A 16972-nucleotide genomic window follows, 5' to 3' on the forward strand; every position below is an offset into this window, starting at 1 on the left:
GCCTCGCATAAATCTTCTCTGATCGAATAACGGCTCGGCCGTGTTACAATAGGCCGCTCAAAGCGGCCTTTGTCGCTTCCGAAAGCAAGCAGTTCTTCCCTTGTCCACCTGAAATAACAGGCCAAGGGAAAACACGATAAGCCGCAACGCGGCTTACGCTGGTAACGCGACAAATCGCATGGCGATTTGCTCGGGCGCGATAAGCCGCAACGCGGCTTACGCTGGACGATAAACCCTTCGGGTTTACGTTGGTAACGCGGGGTGGAGCAGCCCGGTAGCTCGTCAGGCTCATAACCTGAAGGCCGCAGGTTCAAATCCTGCCCCCGCAACCAAATACACTCACCACAATCCACCCAACACTCTCCAATAGAACCGGCACGGGCACTCGCGCCAAAGACTAAAGCCTCGCTGGCAAGGAGAGCTCCCCGCTCTAAACCTCACAAACACCCAAACGCCCCAACGACCAAAGCCTACCAACTAAACAAACCGCCAAACCCACAGACAAAGTCAAAGCCAGACACCAAAGACGTACCGACAATAATTCGACAAGCCAATGCCTTTTAGTTGAGGCGGGCAATCGCGTCGTCGAGGTTGTCGATTGCCAATTGTTCGTGGGCGATCATGCGGTCGATGTCGATATCCCCGGTAGGCTCCTTCGCAGTTGCAGTCCGCATTTTCAGCTCCAGCAACTCGTTGCGATGGGCGAGCTTCTCTTCTCTAATTCTGATGAGCTTCAAGCGAAAATCATCATTCATCTCAGATCCCTCCGTTTGAGGCCAGCTATCTGACGTTCTCAAGCTGGCTCGTTTGCCCCATCGAAATTACTCGTGTCCTTGCCGCGATAGGTGGTTGGCTCGCCGGCCGCCTCATTGCATTGGGCGGGAGCTTCGAGCCACGCTGCCAATCCGGCCGGCACTGCGACATTCCATGCGCCAAGCGCCTCCACCCATGACAGGGGGTATCGCAGCGCGCTCGCCAGATTGATCGGCGTTCAGCGGATGTGCAAGAGGTATTCGGAAAATCGGTCTCTGGTCAGCTATCCGGCAATTTCGGATGCTGCTTTCACGGTGCCTGAGGACGCTTTAAAGTCAGGCAGACTACAATCCAGCCGCTCCCGATAATGGGTAGAGATGGTGAACAATCCTAACTGAAGAGGGTATAAACGGAAAACCGTCCCATCTTTCGGAGCCGTTTCAGCTAAAGAAGGCTTGGAGCAAAGCTTATGATGATAACCATCGGTGGCGTTATTTCGGCTCCGTATTCTCTTTATCCAATGCGGGGACGAAATCCGGTATTATGTCCGTAGCCTGCCGGCTCGCTCTCAAATCGTTTTCGTCAAAAGCGTATCGGCGCAGGAGGGCAAAAAGAGCCTCATTCATTCGAGCGCCGTCTAAAAGATCGGGACTGTCGCAAATGACGTTGATGGTTCGCTGAACGACGCGATCTATAGCCGCATCCGAATCGACAAATTTACTGGCCCACTGGCGAAGAAGGGCGCGAAGTTGAGGATCTTGCGGCAGGTCCGAGCGGCGTGGAAGGGGCATGTTCACTCCTCCTATCCTTGCAGGCGGGAGCTCATACAGGCCCTCGGTCGCCACCGCGCATAGGATGGAGTAGCGGCGACGGATTGATCGTATCAATTGGCGGGCAAGAGTCCAGCGCGAATTGAGCAGTCCAAGGGACGCGCCAGCACGCCTGTGACATCGCCGCTTGCACTTGTTTCGTAGCGCAACTGCTCCAGGGTCGCGCGTCCGTAGAAACGGGCGAGCTTCTCTTTGTCGATATAGCGTAGCACGGCGATTTCACCTTCAAGTCCGGCTGCGCGATGCGGCGACAAGGCCCGATCGGCGGTCACTTGAACAGTCAACGAGTTGAGGGGCGCAACTCAATGGCTGTTTCCAGCCGGTCAATCATGGCGGTCTTACAGGTTTTCCTTGAGAAGGATTTCGATCCTTATCCGCTCCTGCTCAGCCAGAGGTTCCCGCGCGTCCGCGCGAGCCCGCATGATGCGGATCGCGCTCCGCACGGCATGGCCAGGATCCTGCGCGATAACAGCGTCGATACGGTTGTCGCGCAGCGCCTCCTCGCTGAAAGGCGTGCGCTCGTGAACCACCACCGCGAGTTTTTCAAGATCGGTGTTCGCGGCGATTGCCATAAGGGGAACGCGCGCTTCGGAACTTAGAACGTAAACGGCGGTGACACCGCTGTTGTTTTCGAGCACCCGGGCAATGACCTGATTTGCCCGTCGCTCGTCCGCATGCGTCTCCACCGAAGGGAGAGACTTAAGGAAATGAAATTGTTCATTTATTATCGTATCAAAGCCGTGCCGGCGCTGTATGCTGTCCAGTGATTGCATCGTGTCCGCAACAACCATCACCTTGCCCGGCATTCCGCTGGCAAACGTGCCGATCAACTTTCCGGCTGTTGCGCCGGCCGCGAAGTTGTCGACACCGACGAAATCGGCGGCGGTGAGTTTCTCCTGGCCAGACAGAAATTTTACGACCTTGATGCCTCTTTCGAGAAGCCGTGCCAAAGCATCGCGTACTTGAGGCGACTCCGGCGCCATCAGCGCCACGCCGTCGACCTCGTCTTCGCCTATTCCGGCAAGGTATTTCGCGACGCCGTGGGCATCCTCCGTCTGGATTTGAGCATAGTCGATATCCGTCAGGTCAGCCTTCAGGGCCGTCCTCAAATCCTCCACGCGCCGTAACAGTTCCCGAAGATACAGGTCCCCAGACTTGGGCAGGATGAACCTGAACCGATAGCTCTTGTTGCGCGCCAGGCTGACAGCCGCCGGGTTGCGAATAAAGCCAATGCGTTCAATGGCTTCGTGGACGCTTCGAACGGCCTTCTTGCTCACGTTCGGGCGCTCGTTCAATACCCGATCGACAGTGGCGAGACTGACGCCGGCGGCTTCTGCAAGATCTTTTGCTGTAGGCCGCATGAGGGCTCCCAATCACGATTTGAATAGCTGACCTTTCTCCTAAAAATGGAAAAAACGCAAGAATTGATGTGCGCACCTCAAAAAAAGCTTGCATTGAGGTGCGCACCTCAGTTATCTCTTTGCCACGGTCGCCTGAGTGCCAGACCTGAAAGAAAGTCGAGGAACCGGGCCTGAGATGCGTTTTGCAGCGCCTCTCGCCGTGGCGCTTTGATTTGCCCCTCTCGATGGAGGTCGAGAGGTTTAACGGGAGGATACCGATTATGAAGTCTCTTTTGATGAGCTCGGCACTTGCTGCCGGGATATATATTGCCGTGTCCGGAGCCATGGCTTCACATGCGCAGGCCGCCGACCTCACGCTGTGCTGGGCGGCATGGGATCCAGCGAATGCGCTCGTGGAGCTTAGCAAGGATTTCGAGAGCAAGACCGGCAACAAGATGCACTACGAGTTCGTTCCATGGCCGAATTTCGCGGACCGCATGCTGAACGAGCTGAACTCCAGCGGCAAGCTTTGCGACCTGATGATCGGCGACAGCCAGTGGATCGGCGGCGCGGCGGAAAACGGACAATACATCAAGCTCAATGATTTCTTCGACAAGCAAGGAATCAAGATGGACGATTTCATCCCCGCGACCGTTGTCGGATATGCCGAGTGGCCGAAGAACACGCCGAACTACTGGGCAATGCCGGCATTCGCAGACGTCGTCGGATGGACCTATCGCAAGGACTGGTTTTCGCGCCCTGAACTGCAGGCCGAATTCAAGAAGAAGTACAACCGCGATCTCGCCGTTCCGAAGACCTGGGATGAGCTGACGGATATCGCGCAGTTCTTCCAGGGCCGCGTGATCGACGGCAAGAAGATCTACGGGGCTGCCATTTACACGGAGCGCGGCTCCGAAGGCATCACCATGGGCGCCATGAATGCGCTCTACAGCTACGGCTTCCAGTATCAGAATCCGAAGAAGCCCTACGATCTCGAAGGCTTCGTAAATTCGGCCGGAGCGGTCGCGGGTCTCGAAGAATACAAGAAACTCTACGATTGCTGCACGCCGCCCGGTCATTCCGACGCCTACATGACCGAAGACGTTGATGCCTACAAGTCCGGCCAGGTCGCCCTGCAGATGAACTTCACCTTCACTTGGCCGGGCATCAATGCTGACGCGAATGTCGGCGGCGACAAGACCGGCTACTTCCTGAACCCTGCCGGCCCCAATGGCGCGCAGTTCGCTCAGCTGGGGGGGCAGGGTATTTCCGTGGTGGCGGCTTCCGACAAGCAGGCAGAGGCGCTTGCCTACATAAAATGGTTCGGGCAGCCCGAAATCCAGCAGAAATGGTGGAAGCTCGGAGGCTACTCGGCCTTGAAGGCGGTCGTTGACGACCCGAGCTTCCCCACCAGCCAGCCCTATGCCAAGCCGTTCCTGGATTCCATGGCGATTGTCGAGGATTTCTGGGCCGAGCCGTCCTACGCGTCCCTCTTGCAGGCATCGCAGAAGCGTTTCCATGACTATGTGGTTGCAAACCAGGGCAGCGCAAAAGACGCGCTCGACGGGCTTGTGAAGGATTGGAAGGCCGTCTTCGAGGACGATGGCAAATACTGACGCCGACATCGGCTAGATCTTGGCCGTGAGCGTCGCGCAGGGCCGGCCATGTGGATCGAGCCGGCCCTGCCCATTATCATCTTCATGCCAAGGAGACGGACATGCTCCACTCACCGATCGATCGGATCGCCAGTGCGACTCCGCCTGCAATCGCGGCGCGCGTCAGAGGTCTGTCTGATCGCGCCATAGCCTGGCTCTTCGTCGCGCCGTCGATCGTCTTGCTGCTCGCCATCAACATCTTTCCACTGATCTGGACGGTTCGGCTCAGCTTCACCAATTTCCGGGTAAACCGGCCCAATGAACCGATACAGTTTGTGGGCTTCAGGAACTACATCAACATCCTGACGGACAGCGATATCTGGCAGAGCATGCAGGCGACCGCCCATTTTCTGATCTGGACCATCGTCCTGCAGGTGCTGATCGGCTTCTCGCTGGCCTACCTCATCAACAAGAAGTTCCGCGGCAACGACCTCTGGACGACGATCATCGTGCTTCCGATGATGCTCAGTCCCGCCGTCGTCGGCAACTTCTGGACCTTTCTCTACCAGCCCCAAATCGGTCTCTTCAATTATGTGGTCGGCTTCCTGATCGGGAGCGATCCCTCCAGCTTCTCGATGATTGCGAGCACGTCGCTGGCGCCCTGGGCGATCGTCATCGTGGACACATGGATGTGGACGCCTTTCGTGATGCTGATTTGCCTTGCGGGCCTGCGCTCCATTCCAAACAGCATCTACGAGGCTGCCGAATGCGACCGGGCGAGCAAGTGGCGCCAATTCTGGACCATCACCATCCCGATGGTGCTGCCGTTCCTGATGCTGGCTGTCCTTTTCCGCGGCATCGAGAATTTCAAGATGTTCGACCTCGTCGTCCAGCTGACCGGCGGCGGCCCGGGATCGATCACCGAACTGACGTCCATCAACCTGAAGCGTGCCGCTTTCGAGCAATGGCGCACCGGCTACGCATCCGCCTATGCCGTCATTCTTTTCGTCACCGTGTTCGGCCTCGCGTCGATCTACGTCAAAGCCCTGAACAAGGTCAAACAACGATGAGCAGCTATTCCGTAACCGAGCCGTCGGGACGTCAGAAGTGGTTTGCCGGTACTCTGGTCGTTCTCTATTCGGTCATCACACTTCTCCCCCTGTTCTGGATCATTGCGACCGGATTTAAATCGCCGGCCGATGCAATTGCCTATCCACCGAAACTAGTCTTCCAGCCGACGGTTGAGGGATATGTCAATCTTTTCACCACCCGTACCCGCGTGCCCGCGGACCAGCTGAAGGCGCTCGGCGAGCCGACGACCTGGTACGACAAGCTGGTTCGCAAGGACGGCGTCATTATTACCGGCGCGTCGCGCTTTGCCGAACGGTTCTACAATTCCGTTATCATCGGCTTCGGCTCGACAGTGCTGTGCATCGTGCTCGGCACGGCGGCGGCCTACGCCTTCTCCCGCTTCAAGGTGCCGTTGAAGGACGACCTGCTATTTTTCATTCTATCGACCCGCATGATGCCGCCGATCGCGGTCGCGATCCCGATCTTCCTGATGTTCCGATCGCTTGGTCTCAGCGACACGCATGCCGGCATGATCCTGCTCTATACGGCGGTCAACCTGTCTCTTTCCGTGTGGCTGCTCAAGGGTTTCATCGACGAAATCCCGATCGAATACGAGGAGGCCGCCCTCATCGACGGCTACACGCGCTTCCAGGCCTTCTACAAGGTCGTCTTGCCTCAAGCCGTCACCGGCATCGCGTCAACGGCGATCTTCTGCCTGATCTTCGCCTGGAATGAATACGCGTTTGCGGTGCTGCTTACCTCCGGCAATGCACAAACGGCGCCGCCCTTCATACCGACAATCATCGGCGTCAGCGGCCAGGACTGGCCGGCGGTCGCGGCCGGTGCAACCATCTTCCTGGTCCCGGTCATGGTTTTCACGATCCTGCTCCGTAAACATCTCTTGCGTGGCATAACCTTCGGAGCGGTCCGCAAATGACGACGTTTCTCAATCGCCTGTTACGCCTGCGGCGCGACGCATGGGAGATGCTGGCGTCGGTCCTGATTGCGCTCGGTGTGGTCATGCTGATGCAGCCCCTGTCGCTATCGCTTTACTCGTACTCTTTCCTCGTGACGCTGGTTGGAACCGTGATGTTCATCATCGTCAGCCATTTTCCGGAGTGAACCATGGCACAGATCAGAATTGAGAATGTGCGCAAGGATTTCGGGGAGTTCAACGCGGTAAAGTCTTCCACTTTCACGGTCGAGGATGGTGAGTTCTTTATGCTTCTCGGTCCGTCCGGGTGCGGGAAGACGACCACCCTGCGGATGATGGCCGGCCTCGAACTTCCAACCAGCGGGAAAATCTACATCGGCGGTGAAGAGGTGGGGATGAAGCGGGCGAGCGAGCGCGACATCGCCTTCGTCTTCCAGATGTTCGCTCTCTATCCGCATATGAATGTGCGCAGGAATATTTCCTATCCCCTGGTGAGCCAGGGCATGAGAAAGGCGGAGGTCGCAGCGCGTGTCGCGGAGGTTGCAAAGATCCTGAGGATCGAAACCATCCTCGACAAGCCGGTCGGCGGCCTCTCCGGTGGCGACCGGCAACGCGTCGCGCTTGGACGCGCCATCGTTCGCAACCCGAAAGCCTTCTTCATGGATGAGCCGCTGGGCGCCCTCGACGCCGAGTTCAGGGAACATATGGCGGAAGAATTGCGGGCTCTGCACGATCGCATGGGTGCCACCACGGTCTATGTAACCCATGACCAGCTGGAGGCCATGCAGATGGGCGACAAGATCGTGGTGATGAACCACGGGGTCGTCGAACAATTCGGCAAGCCGCAGCAGATCTACGACTGGCCGGCGACGAAGTTCGTCGCGAAATTCATCGGCTCGCCACCGATGAATTTCCTGGAGTTCGAAGGCTCGGTCAAAGCCGGCAGCGACCATGTCAACCTCTCCGGGCATATGGTAAAGGTGCCGATGTCTCGTGACGACGGGCTCGGCAAGCTGGCGCTGGGTATCAGGCCCGAGCATATCCGCTTCAAGGACAGCTCTGCTTACAGAGGCCGGGTTATCGCCGTCGAATATCTCGGCACGACGCAGATCGTCACGATCGAGACCGCGCATGGTGAGATCAAGGCCCGTACCCCTTCAAACCAATCCGCACATGTCGGAGAATTGATCGGCCTGAATTTCGATTCCAGAAACCTGACGATCTTTGACTCTGCGACCGGAAACGCGCTTGTTTCCGAGGCTAACGAGGAGGTGTTGAACCGTGGCTGAGGTCATACTGAAAAACATCACAAAATCCTTCGCCGGCCACATGGCACTCGACGGGGTTTCGATGATCGTGCCCGACGGGGCGTTCGTCGTCCTCCTGGGTCCGACAGGCGCTGGCAAGACGACGACCTTGCGGATGGTGTCGGGGCTCGATCATCCCGATGCCGGGGAGGTGATGATTGGCGGCCGGTCCATGCGCGGGCTGACGCCTGCGCAGCGCAACGTTGCAATGGTGTTCCAGCAATATTCGCTCTATCCGCATCTGTCGGTACGCCAGAACCTGGAATTTCCCCTGAGGTCGCCGTTGCTGAAGACACCGCAGCGCATGATCGACGAGAAGGTCAATGCGATTGCGGAAATCCTCCAGATCTCTCACAAGCTCGAGAACAAGGCGACGGCGCTTTCGGGCGGCGAGATGCAGCGCGTGTCGATCGGACGCGCGCTGGTAAGAAATCCGCAGATCTATCTGATGGATGAACCGCTGAGCTCACTTGATGCGAAGCTTCGCGCGGATCTGCGCGTCGAACTCAAAAGCATTCAGACCAGATCCGGCGCGACGCTGCTTTATGTCACCCATGACCAGGTCGAGGCGATGACGATGGCAACGCATGTCGGCGTTCTTCACGAAGGCAAGCTTGTCCAGTTCGGCCCACCGCGCGAAATCTACGAACAACCGGTCAGTATCTATGCAGCCACGCGCCTCGGGCAGCCACGCATCAATGTCGTTCCCGCCGAGCTTTTCCCGGGCGCGCCGGCCAAGGCCAGGTCGATAGGCCTGCGCCCGGAACATATCGATCAAGGTGATGGACAGGAGGCCACGGTTACGCGAGTGGAGCATCTGGGCGACCAGACGCGCCTGCATCTTTCGTTCAAGGAACACACTCTAATCACCGTCACCGACGCCCATACCGGGCTGAAGGGTGGCGATGCCATTAAAATCCAGCCAAACAAGCCGCTCTACTTCGACGCGGACGGCATGCGCTTAGTTTAAGGGAGGCGAGAATGTCACAATTTCTCAACAGCAAGGAAAACGCCGTCACCGAAGCGATCGACGGTCTTCTCGCTGCATCCGGCGGCGCGCTCAGCCGTCTCGACGGTTATCCGCATATCCGCGTCGTCGTCCGTTCGGATTGGGACAAGAGCAAGGTTGCGATCGTCTCGGGAGGCGGCTCCGGGCACGAGCCCGCCCATGTCGGGTTCGTCGGCAAGGGGATGCTGACGGCGGCGGTCTGTGGCGATGTATTCGCGTCTCCCAGCGTCGACGCGATCCTGGCCGGCATCCTAGCCGTGACCGGACCGGCCGGTTGCCTCCTCATCGTCAAGAACTATACCGGCGATCGCCTGAACTTCGGTCTGGCGGCCGAGCGCGCCCGGGCTTACGGATTGAACGTCGATATGGTCATCGTCGACGACGACATTGCGCTGCCCGACCTGCCGCAGCCGCGCGGTGTGGCGGGAACGCTCTTCGTTCACAAAGTCGCGGGCGCCTTGGCCGAAGGCGGCGCAGATCTTGTGTCCGTTGCCGAAGCCGCGCGCCGCGTCATCGCCGCCACCAGCACGATCGGAATGTCGCTCGACACCTGCACCGTTCCGGGTTCTCCGAAGGAAAACCGCATTCCCGCAGGCCACGTCGAGATCGGCCTTGGCATTCACGGCGAGGCCGGGGTCGAGCAGATCGAGTATTCCGGTGCGAGAGCGGCAGTCGCCGCGATGGTCGCGCGCCTTGCCGCAACGATGGACGACCGGCCTCATGTCGTCCTTGTGAACAATCTCGGCGGCACCTCGATCCTCGAAATGTCGGTCATCGTTCATGAACTCGTCCAATCGGCGATCGCGGGCAAGATCTCGCACATTGTCGGACCGGCAGCGATGATGACATCCCTCGACATGAAGGGGTTCTCGATCTCGGTCTTTCCGGCCGACAAGACGGAGCTGGGGCTTTTGTCCAGACCGGTCGCGCTTCCGGCATGGCCGGGCGTGACGGCCATCAAATCTGTTGCCGTCCTTTCCCTTCCGGACGGCCTGACGCCGATAGCCCCGCTGGCGTCCAGGCACGAACCGACCCGCCAGTTCCTGACGGATTGCTGCAATCTTCTCATTGACGCGGAACGGGACCTGAACGCACTGGATGCGAAGTCCGGCGATGGCGATACCGGTTCGACGCTGGCCGGTGCCGCCCGCGCGCTTATCGAGGCGCTCGATCGGCTTCCCCTTTCGGATCACACGCAGCTTTTCCGCGCCATGGGGCAGGAGCTCAGCCAGACCATGGGCGGGTCGTCGGGCGTACTTCTCGCGATCTTCTTCGCCGCGGCCGGGGATGGCGCGTCGAGCGGGCTGACCATTCGCGAAGCGCTGAACGCGGGTCTTTTGCGGATGCAGGAAATCGGCGGAGCGCGTTTGGGGGATCGAACCATGGTGGACGCTCTGTCCCCCGCCCTCGACGCACTTGATGACGGATTGGCCCAGGCGGCAAAAGCAGCCCGGGCGGGCGCCGATTTGACCGCCACGCTCGTCCATGCCAAGGCGGGGCGCGCTGCCTACATCAATGCGAAGCAGCTGGAGGGTCATGTCGATCCCGGCGCGGAAGCCGTGGCTCGCCTTTTCGAGTATCTTGCCCTACGCGCGGATCCGGCCTCGAGCAATTCCAGGAAAAGTGTATAGCGATTTTCCGTCCGGAACTGCGTAAAAACAAAGGGATAGAGCGCCTTCGCGATTCAAGAAAATCAGAGAGGTTCCATCCATCGTCAGGCATGCACGCGATTGGTGCACGCCTGACGACTTGATCTCGGCGATGGACGTCAGGAATGACATGGGCCTGCCGCTCATCCTTGCACAGTGGAAGTTGCAATATTCAAGGAGCACATAGCAAACGTGGTGATCGCGGCGGCGGATCTTCCGGTCGCGGATGCGGCTCATCCGCTTTTTTGGAGTGACGAATCTTGGATTGCGCGCCCAATATCCAAGTCGGATCTTCAACAACGCAAACTCGGTCTGAAGATCGGGATGCCTGCTCACCCCAGCATGGTCTCTTGTCCGCCTGTCGAGACGGAGGATTGCCACAACGACATCGCGTAACTGATGGTCAAAACCGCAGTAATCTTGACGCCGATCAATGAACGGGAGCCGCGATGTCTTAGGCTTGTGTCGTCCATTACCGGCACAGGAGCTTGCATTTCATGTCCTACAAAACGGTTTTAAGTGTCGTAGCCGCTCGGCACGACGATGACGATCTGCAGACGGCCATCTCGTTTTGCGAAGCGACGAATGCGCACCTCGTTCTGCTTGTCCTCGGCTTTGGCGCCATGCCTCCCTATAGCGGATATGGGGATACGTCCGCCAGCATCTGGGTAAGCGAGCGGGAACGCGAAACGGCCGAACTCACCGCGAGGGTCGCCGCCATCAAGGCAAAGCTCGCGGTCGCCGGCATATCCTCCGAGGTTGAGGAATTCTTCTGCGATTTTCCATGGTCCTCGGACCTTTTGGGGCAGCGCGCGCTCTATGCCGATGTCACGCTGATCGGCGGACGAATGGCATCCGATGAAAATCTGCGCGGATTCATCGTCGATGGAGCGCTGTTTCACTCCCCGACACCGGCTCTGGTCGTCCCGCAGGGCAGTCCGCTCGCATGGCCGCCTCGAAAAATCCTGCTGGCCTGGGATTCCGGCGATGATGCCGGCCGCGTCGTTCGTCAGTCGATTGGCCTGCTGAACAGGGCCGAGCGGGTGCATGTAACCATGGTCGATCCGGTCGCCTCGCCGGGACGACAGGGAGAAGAGCCAGGTGCTGACATTGCCGCCTATCTCGCGCGGCATGGGGTCAATGTCGCGGTCGACGTCATCGCCGGCGGCAGACGTCCGATCGACGATGTCCTGCGCCAGCATGCGATTGATATCGGTGCGGATCTTCTCGTCATGGGTTGCTATGGTCACTCCCGGTTGCGCGAGCGAATTCTGGGAGGCGTAACCCGCAGCATGCTCGAGCATGCGAACCTGCCCATCTTGATGGGACGCTAGGCATTCGGATTTCTACCATGCTTGTCTCCCGAGGCGGATTGGACCTCAAGCAGTCATGGAAGCTGGCTTGCGCGGCTCGCGAAACGCGACCTTTTGGTCTGCGCGAGCCGCCGCCAGCCTTGGCATCATTCGGGATCGGAGCAGACGTAGCGACCGTTTCCTGCTGAAATTTCGCTCGGAATATCTGCAACAGGCAGTGCGCAGGCCGCGCAGCGGCACTTGATTTCAGCGCGCGCCGGATTTTTTCGCTTTCAATGATGGGGATTGGCATCGAGATCGGCATGGCGCTGCTCGAGACAGCATCTCGCGGCTCGAACCGTGCGCTCGCCTGTCACGCAAGAATCCTGCCTCGCCCGATACGCAACAGCAATGTCGAGGAGAACACACGATATCGCTGTACCGCTGCCATAGCCGGTATCGGACGAGGCCCGGACAGGTGACGCCGTGGGGTTTCAGGCGCCACCATGTCGCTCGAAGCGGTTGCGTTCAGATCATGCCGATGTAGGGATCGATATAGACGAGGTTATCGAAGACGGCGCGCACGCCAGGGACGTTTTCCGCGGCGACCTTCGCGGCCAGGCGCTCGCGCTCATCCAGGATGCTGCCGGAAAGTTCGGCAACGCCGTCGGTAACCTTCACCTGGACGGAGCCGCTTCTGCTCCAGCTTTGCGTTGCGAGTTCGTTTATGATTGCTGCCTCGATCTCCCGATCCTTGCCGCCGGCCGCCTGAGAGGGAAGCAGTTCGGCGAGCGCTTTCAGAAGATCGGATCGGGACACGATACCCACCAGTCTGCCGCGCGCGACGACGGGAAGGCGTTTGACGTGATGCTTTTCCATCAGTCCCACCACCTCCTGCAAGGTCGTTGCAGAGGTTACGGAGACGACGGTGGAGCTCATGACCTCCCCGACGGTGCGGCCATGCGTCGAGACATATTCGTCCGCGAGTTTCCCAGGGCTTGTCAGGAACTCCAGCAGCCAGGAGCGTTTGCGTTCGGTCTTGAGTTCGGTCCGTCTGATCAGGTCGCCTTCGCTGACGATGCCGACGAGCCCGCCGTCCGCATCGACGACGGGAAGACCGCTGATGTGATTGTCGAGCATCGTCTTTGCCGCGTCCGCGACGGATGTTTCGGGACGGACGGCTATCGCGGGTGATGTCATGATCGCGTGAACAAGCATGTAGAGCGTACTCCTCTTGAGTAAATCCATGCCATGGGGATCAGCATGTTCGGCTCAGAATAGAGGGCACACGGCTTTTCACTTTGATCACGATCAACGAAAGGTGCGGTATCCTTTCGTTTGACGAACCCGCATGGGCCAATCCGCGTTTGTCTGTCCGGCCTGGTCTATCGCCGCCTCAGGTCGGGCGTCCTCGACCGGGCCGGCAAGAAGAAAATAAGGGATTGAAATGCCATCCATTCAGTGATGACGGGGATCTCGCCAAGCACGAGCCGACGAGGGATATCGGCGCTGGAAGAGAGGCGCTGTTCGGGCGTCGATTTCTCAATGGATGCAATCACGGCGCGCCCGGCAGCTGGTAAGGCCCGCTCAGTCGAGCTTTCCGGTGAAGACATAGCCGACGCCGCGCACCGCCTTGATGAATTGCGGCTTCTTCGGATCCGTCTCGATCTTGCGGCGCAGCCTTACGATCTGGGCGTCGATCGTGCGGTCGAACGCTTCCAGGTCGCGTCCTCGGGTGAGATCCATCAGGACTTCGCGCGTCAGCACCCTTCCGGCGTTGCGCACGAGCGCCGTCAGCATCTCGAACTCTCCGGTCGTCAGTCCGACGTCCTGTCCCTGGGGATCGAGCACCTGACGCCGACTGATGTTCAGCCGCCACCCCTCGAAACGGATGATGTCCTCGGCGGCCGGTTCAGCACTCCGGGCGGGAGCCTGGCGGCGGCGCAGGATCGACTTGAGGCGGGCATGGACCTCGCGAAGGTGAAAAGGCTTGGCGATATAGTCGTCAGCGCCGATCTCCAGCCCGACGATGCGATCGACGACATCGTCGCGGCCGGTCAGCATCATGATCGGCACGTCCGACGTGGTGCGAATTTCGCGGGCAAGATCAAGCCCGTCCGCGCCGCCGGGCAGGACAAGATCGAGCAGAATGGCATCGAAGTTTTGCTGGCGCAGGCGGGCACGCATTTCGTTTCCGTCCGAAGCCGAAGCAACGGTGTAGCCTTCGTCCTCGAAATAGCGCGTCAACATCTGGCGGATGCGCGGGTCGTCGTCGACGACAAGCAGGTGCGCTTCGTGCTGGAGTGCCGCCATCGTCGATCCGGTCAATGTATCAAGCCGCCATTGTTACAGACTGTTACCAAACAGCACCGTCTTTAACACGCACGGCATCCTGGTGTCACCAGCAACGGGTCATCTGTCGTCATCGGCGACACAGAGGATCGGTCATGCTGCAGGCGAACAATATTCATCATCTGAGGGAAGTCACCAGCGTAGCGCTCCTCGGCCCGGAGCCGAATTGTCTGCAGGCGCTTTTCAGAAAGCAGCCAGTCGAACATTTCGCCGCCGGCCAGACGCTGTTCTTCGAAGGCGACATCGCAAAACACCTCTTCGAAGTCGTCGAGGGCAGCCTGCGCATCTTCAAGATCATCTCGGACGGCCGTCGCGTCATCACCGGCTTTCTGCATGGCGGCGACATCGTCGGCGTCTCTCTGAAGAGCCACTATCTCTATAGCGCCGAAGCAATCGTCGATACCCGCATACGTCGCTTCTCGCGCAAGGCTTTCGAGGCCGAGGTTGCCAGCTGCCCGGAACTGCGGCCCGAGGTTTTTGCGCGCCTCTGCGACGAAATGGCCGCCGCTCAGGACCAGATGGTGCTTCTGTCGCGCAAGAGCGCCGAGGAGCGGGTCTGCACGTTTCTTCTGAAGCAGATGCCGTGCGAGCCCGGCGAGCGAGGATACAACGCCGTTGTCGATCTGCCGATGACAAGGCTCGACATCGCCGATTATCTCGGCCTCACGATCGAGACCGTCTCGCGCACGATGACGAAGCTCGCGCAAAAGGGCATTGTCTGCCCGGCCGGCCGCCATGCCGTACGGATCATGAAATACGGGCTGCTTGTCCAGCTTTCCGGTGATGGCGAATATTTTGGCGACGAGCGCGGCCAGATCGCTTACGCTGGCGCCAATCGCCATTGATCCGGAATGAAGAAGACCTCATGAGCAGCAAGAATGCCGTCGATATGTCAACCGAAAGCAAGCTGGATGACATCGTGCATCTGCTCGACGGGGTCAACCTCATCGTCCACGACTTCGACGGGGTGATCGTCCGCTGGACCGACGGCTGCGAGGCCCTTTATGGCTGGTCGCGCACGGAGGCTGTGGGAAAGGTGGTCCACGACCTTTTGTCGACGCAATTTCCGACGCCGCTCAAGGATATCCGGGAGGCGGTCCGGCGGGAAGGAGCGTGGGAAGGCGAGGTGGTGCACCGGGCCAAGGATGGACGCGCGCTTTTCGTCGCCACGCGCTGGGCTCTCGTCAGCCCGGCTGCCGGCGGCACGACGTTGATCATACAGACGAACAACGATGTGAGCGATATGAAGAGAGCTCAAGACGATCTTGCGGAGCGGGAGGCGCATCTGCGCTCGATTCTCGACACCGTGCCCGAGTCGATGATCGTCATCGACGAGGTGGGCACGATCTCCTCTTTCAGCGCCGCGGCGGAAAAGCTGTTCGGTTATACGGCAGCGGAAGTTTGCGGAAAGAACGTGAAGATGCTCATGCCGCAGCCGGATCGCGATGCGCATGACGGCTATATCTCGCGTTATCTGACGACAGGCGAGCGGCGCATCATCGGTTACGGCCGTGTCGTGACCGGACGGCGCAAGGACGGGTCGGTATTCCCGATGGAGCTTTCCGTCGGCGAGGCGGTGACAAAGGGCAAGCGCATCTTTACCGGGTTCATCCGGGATCTGACCAGCCGGCACAAGATCGAGGAAGAGCTGCGTCAGGCGCAGAAGATGGAAGCGATCGGGCAGCTCACCGGCGGGTTGGCGCATGATTTCAACAATCTGCTGACGGTGATCAGCGGCAATCTCGAAATGATCGAGGGCAAGCTGCAGGATGAAAGGCTCCGGCCGTTGCTGCGCGAGGCGCAGGATGCGGCGGAAGACGGCGCCAAGCTGACCGGACAATTGCTCGCCTTCGGCCGACGCCAGCCGCTCAATCCGAAACTCGCCGATATCGGTCAGCTCGTCTCGGGCTTTTCCGATCTCCTCCGGCGTACGCTCGGCGAGGCGATCGAGTTCCGCACCGTCGTTTCCGGAGCAGCGAACAGGGCGCTGGTCGATGCGTCCCAATTGCAGAACGCGCTCCTCAATCTCGTTCTCAATTCGCGCGATGCCATGCCGCGCGGCGGGAGGCTTTCGATCGAGATTTCGCGCGTCCAGCTCGACGTCGACTATGCGCAGATGTATCCGCAGGTCCGCACCGGCGATTTCGTGCTGATCGCGGTGACGGATACGGGCCAGGGCATGTCGGCAGACATCAAGCAGCGCGCTTTCGAGCCCTTCTTCACGACCAAGAGCGTCGGTTCCGGTACGGGGCTTGGCCTGTCGATGGTCTATGGCTTTGCTAAGCAGTCGGGCGGTCACGTCCAGCTTTACAGCGAGATAGGACAGGGAACGAGCGTGCGCATCTTCCTGCCTGCGGTGCAGAGAGAGGATGCCGAGGCTGGCGACCGGCAGCCGGAGGAACGCGCCCAGCCCGGCATTCCCGGCGGTTCGGAAAAGATTCTCGTGGTCGAGGACGATCCGCGCGTGCGGCGTGTCGCCGTTTCGCGGCTGGTCGATGCCGGATACCAGGTCGTCGAGGCGGCCAACGGCAAGGACGCGCTTGACCGGCTGGATGAAAATCCCGATGTCGCGCTGCTGTTTACCGACATTGTCATGCCCGGCGGCATGACCGGCGACGAGCTTGCCAACACCGTCCGGGCGCTAAGGCCGGAGGTCAAGATCCTCTTCACATCCGGCTATGCCGAACCCACGATCGCGGGCCGGGAACTTGCGCATTCGGGAAGCTGGTTGAAGAAGCCCTATACGGCGCGCGAACTGGCGGAGCGCCTGCGCGAACTTCTCGACTGACGCATTTGCTGCCGCATCACCCGCGACTTCGCGCCTTTGGTGAACGGAGGGA

The 16972-nt window shown here is 59.6% G+C and carries 16 protein-coding genes and 1 tRNA gene; 11 read left to right on the plus strand and 6 right to left on the minus strand.

What is annotated here, in order from left to right; translation table 11 throughout:
- Window positions 1–255: 255 nt before the first annotated feature.
- Window positions 256–332: transfer RNA gene (locus tag GR212_RS33090), tRNA-Met, on the plus strand.
- Between the two features lie 228 nt (window positions 333–560).
- Here GR212_RS33090 and GR212_RS33095 read toward each other — a convergent pair.
- The 4 genes from GR212_RS33095 to GR212_RS33115 form a co-directional block, all read right to left on the minus strand.
- Complete coding sequence (locus tag GR212_RS33095) at window positions 561–755, minus strand: hypothetical protein (RefSeq protein WP_163993621.1); 195 nt, start codon at window positions 753–755, stop codon at window positions 561–563.
- 489 nt (window positions 756–1244) lie between these two features.
- Window positions 1245–1544 carry a hypothetical protein gene (locus GR212_RS33105; protein WP_163993623.1) on the minus strand — a complete coding sequence of 100 codons (300 nt, stop codon included), beginning with the start codon at window positions 1542–1544 and terminating at the stop codon, window positions 1245–1247.
- Between the two features lie 92 nt (window positions 1545–1636).
- The gene (locus GR212_RS33110) at window positions 1637–1837 is read right to left on the minus strand and encodes a hypothetical protein (RefSeq protein WP_163993625.1); all 201 of its coding nucleotides are present in this window, start codon (window positions 1835–1837) and stop codon (window positions 1637–1639) included.
- An 84-nt stretch (window positions 1838–1921) separates the two neighbouring features.
- Window positions 1922–2944, minus strand: a complete 1023-nt coding sequence (locus tag GR212_RS33115; protein WP_163993627.1) for a LacI family DNA-binding transcriptional regulator — start codon at window positions 2942–2944, stop codon at window positions 1922–1924.
- A gap of 260 nt (window positions 2945–3204) precedes the next feature.
- Here GR212_RS33115 and GR212_RS33120 point away from each other — a divergent pair, with 260 nt between their 5' ends.
- The 8 genes from GR212_RS33120 (at window position 3205) to GR212_RS33155 (ending at window position 11822) form a co-directional block, all read left to right on the plus strand.
- Window positions 3205–4539, plus strand: a complete 1335-nt coding sequence (locus GR212_RS33120) for an ABC transporter substrate-binding protein (RefSeq protein ID WP_163993629.1) — start codon at window positions 3205–3207, stop codon at window positions 4537–4539.
- A 101-nt stretch (window positions 4540–4640) separates the two neighbouring features.
- A complete protein-coding gene (locus GR212_RS33125; RefSeq protein WP_163993631.1) occupies window positions 4641–5588 on the plus strand; it encodes a carbohydrate ABC transporter permease in 948 nt (315 codons plus the stop codon).
- The gene (locus GR212_RS33130; protein WP_163993633.1) at window positions 5585–6526 is read left to right on the plus strand and encodes a carbohydrate ABC transporter permease; all 942 of its coding nucleotides are present in this window, start codon (window positions 5585–5587) and stop codon (window positions 6524–6526) included. Before GR212_RS33125 ends, GR212_RS33130 begins: the two co-directional genes overlap by 4 nt.
- A complete protein-coding gene (locus GR212_RS33135; protein ID WP_163993635.1) occupies window positions 6523–6711 on the plus strand; it encodes a hypothetical protein in 189 nt (62 codons plus the stop codon). The genes GR212_RS33130 and GR212_RS33135 overlap by 4 nt, the downstream gene beginning before the upstream one ends.
- A 3-nt stretch (window positions 6712–6714) precedes the next feature.
- Window positions 6715–7812 (plus strand): ABC transporter ATP-binding protein, encoded by a 1098-nt coding sequence (locus GR212_RS33140; protein ID WP_163993638.1) that lies wholly within the window; start codon window positions 6715–6717, stop codon window positions 7810–7812.
- Window positions 7805–8800 (plus strand): ATP-binding cassette domain-containing protein, encoded by a 996-nt coding sequence (locus tag GR212_RS33145; RefSeq protein ID WP_163993640.1) that lies wholly within the window; start codon window positions 7805–7807, stop codon window positions 8798–8800. Before GR212_RS33140 ends, GR212_RS33145 begins: the two co-directional genes overlap by 8 nt.
- 11 nt (window positions 8801–8811) lie before the next feature.
- Entirely contained in the window at window positions 8812–10470 is a 1659-nt protein-coding gene (locus GR212_RS33150; RefSeq protein ID WP_163993642.1) for a dihydroxyacetone kinase subunit DhaK, read from the plus strand.
- A 515-nt stretch (window positions 10471–10985) separates the two neighbouring features.
- A complete protein-coding gene (locus GR212_RS33155; RefSeq protein WP_163993644.1) occupies window positions 10986–11822 on the plus strand; it encodes a universal stress protein in 837 nt (278 codons plus the stop codon).
- Between the two features lie 486 nt (window positions 11823–12308).
- Here the strand turns inward: GR212_RS33155 and GR212_RS33160 are convergent, their stop codons facing one another.
- Window positions 12309–12998, minus strand: a complete 690-nt coding sequence (locus GR212_RS33160; protein ID WP_163993646.1) for a CBS domain-containing protein — start codon at window positions 12996–12998, stop codon at window positions 12309–12311.
- 369 nt (window positions 12999–13367) lie between these two features.
- Window positions 13368–14093, minus strand: a complete 726-nt coding sequence (locus GR212_RS33165; RefSeq protein WP_163993648.1) for a response regulator — start codon at window positions 14091–14093, stop codon at window positions 13368–13370.
- Window positions 14094–14227: 134 nt separating this feature from the next.
- On the opposite strand from GR212_RS33165, the gene GR212_RS33170 reads away from it, so the two are divergent.
- Both GR212_RS33170 and GR212_RS33175 read left to right on the plus strand, forming a co-directional pair.
- Complete coding sequence (locus tag GR212_RS33170; protein ID WP_163993651.1) at window positions 14228–14977, plus strand: cyclic nucleotide-binding domain-containing protein; 750 nt, start codon at window positions 14228–14230, stop codon at window positions 14975–14977.
- Window positions 14978–14997: 20 nt separating this feature from the next.
- The gene (locus tag GR212_RS33175; protein ID WP_163993653.1) at window positions 14998–16920 is read left to right on the plus strand and encodes a hybrid sensor histidine kinase/response regulator; all 1923 of its coding nucleotides are present in this window, start codon (window positions 14998–15000) and stop codon (window positions 16918–16920) included.
- Window positions 16921–16972 lie beyond the last annotated feature (52 nt).

This window comes from Martinezella lusitana (assembly GCF_010668395.1).
Taxonomy (GTDB): domain Bacteria; phylum Pseudomonadota; class Alphaproteobacteria; order Rhizobiales; family Rhizobiaceae; genus Rhizobium; species Rhizobium lusitanum_A.

Bases quoted from the DNA above. Each gene is read 5' to 3' on its own strand.
- GR212_RS33140 (WP_163993638.1), top strand. From the start codon at position 6,715: ATGGCACAGATCAGAATTGAGAATGTGCGCAAGGATTTCGGGGAGTTC.
- GR212_RS33095 (WP_163993621.1), bottom strand. From the start codon at position 755: ATGAATGATGATTTTCGCTTGAAGCTCATCAGAATTAGAGAAGAGAAG.
- GR212_RS33165 (WP_163993648.1), bottom strand. From the start codon at position 14,093: ATGGCGGCACTCCAGCACGAAGCGCACCTGCTTGTCGTCGACGACGAC.
- GR212_RS33160 (WP_163993646.1), bottom strand. From the start codon at position 12,998: ATGCTTGTTCACGCGATCATGACATCACCCGCGATAGCCGTCCGTCCC.
- GR212_RS33120 (WP_163993629.1), top strand. From the start codon at position 3,205: ATGAAGTCTCTTTTGATGAGCTCGGCACTTGCTGCCGGGATATATATT.
- GR212_RS33175 (WP_163993653.1), top strand. From the start codon at position 14,998: ATGAGCAGCAAGAATGCCGTCGATATGTCAACCGAAAGCAAGCTGGAT.
- GR212_RS33130 (WP_163993633.1), top strand. From the start codon at position 5,585: ATGAGCAGCTATTCCGTAACCGAGCCGTCGGGACGTCAGAAGTGGTTT.
- GR212_RS33115 (WP_163993627.1), bottom strand. From the start codon at position 2,944: ATGCGGCCTACAGCAAAAGATCTTGCAGAAGCCGCCGGCGTCAGTCTC.
- GR212_RS33105 (WP_163993623.1), bottom strand. From the start codon at position 1,544: ATGCCCCTTCCACGCCGCTCGGACCTGCCGCAAGATCCTCAACTTCGC.
- GR212_RS33135 (WP_163993635.1), top strand. From the start codon at position 6,523: ATGACGACGTTTCTCAATCGCCTGTTACGCCTGCGGCGCGACGCATGG.
- GR212_RS33125 (WP_163993631.1), top strand. From the start codon at position 4,641: ATGCTCCACTCACCGATCGATCGGATCGCCAGTGCGACTCCGCCTGCA.
- GR212_RS33170 (WP_163993651.1), top strand. From the start codon at position 14,228: ATGCTGCAGGCGAACAATATTCATCATCTGAGGGAAGTCACCAGCGTA.
- GR212_RS33150 (WP_163993642.1), top strand. From the start codon at position 8,812: ATGTCACAATTTCTCAACAGCAAGGAAAACGCCGTCACCGAAGCGATC.
- GR212_RS33155 (WP_163993644.1), top strand. From the start codon at position 10,986: ATGTCCTACAAAACGGTTTTAAGTGTCGTAGCCGCTCGGCACGACGAT.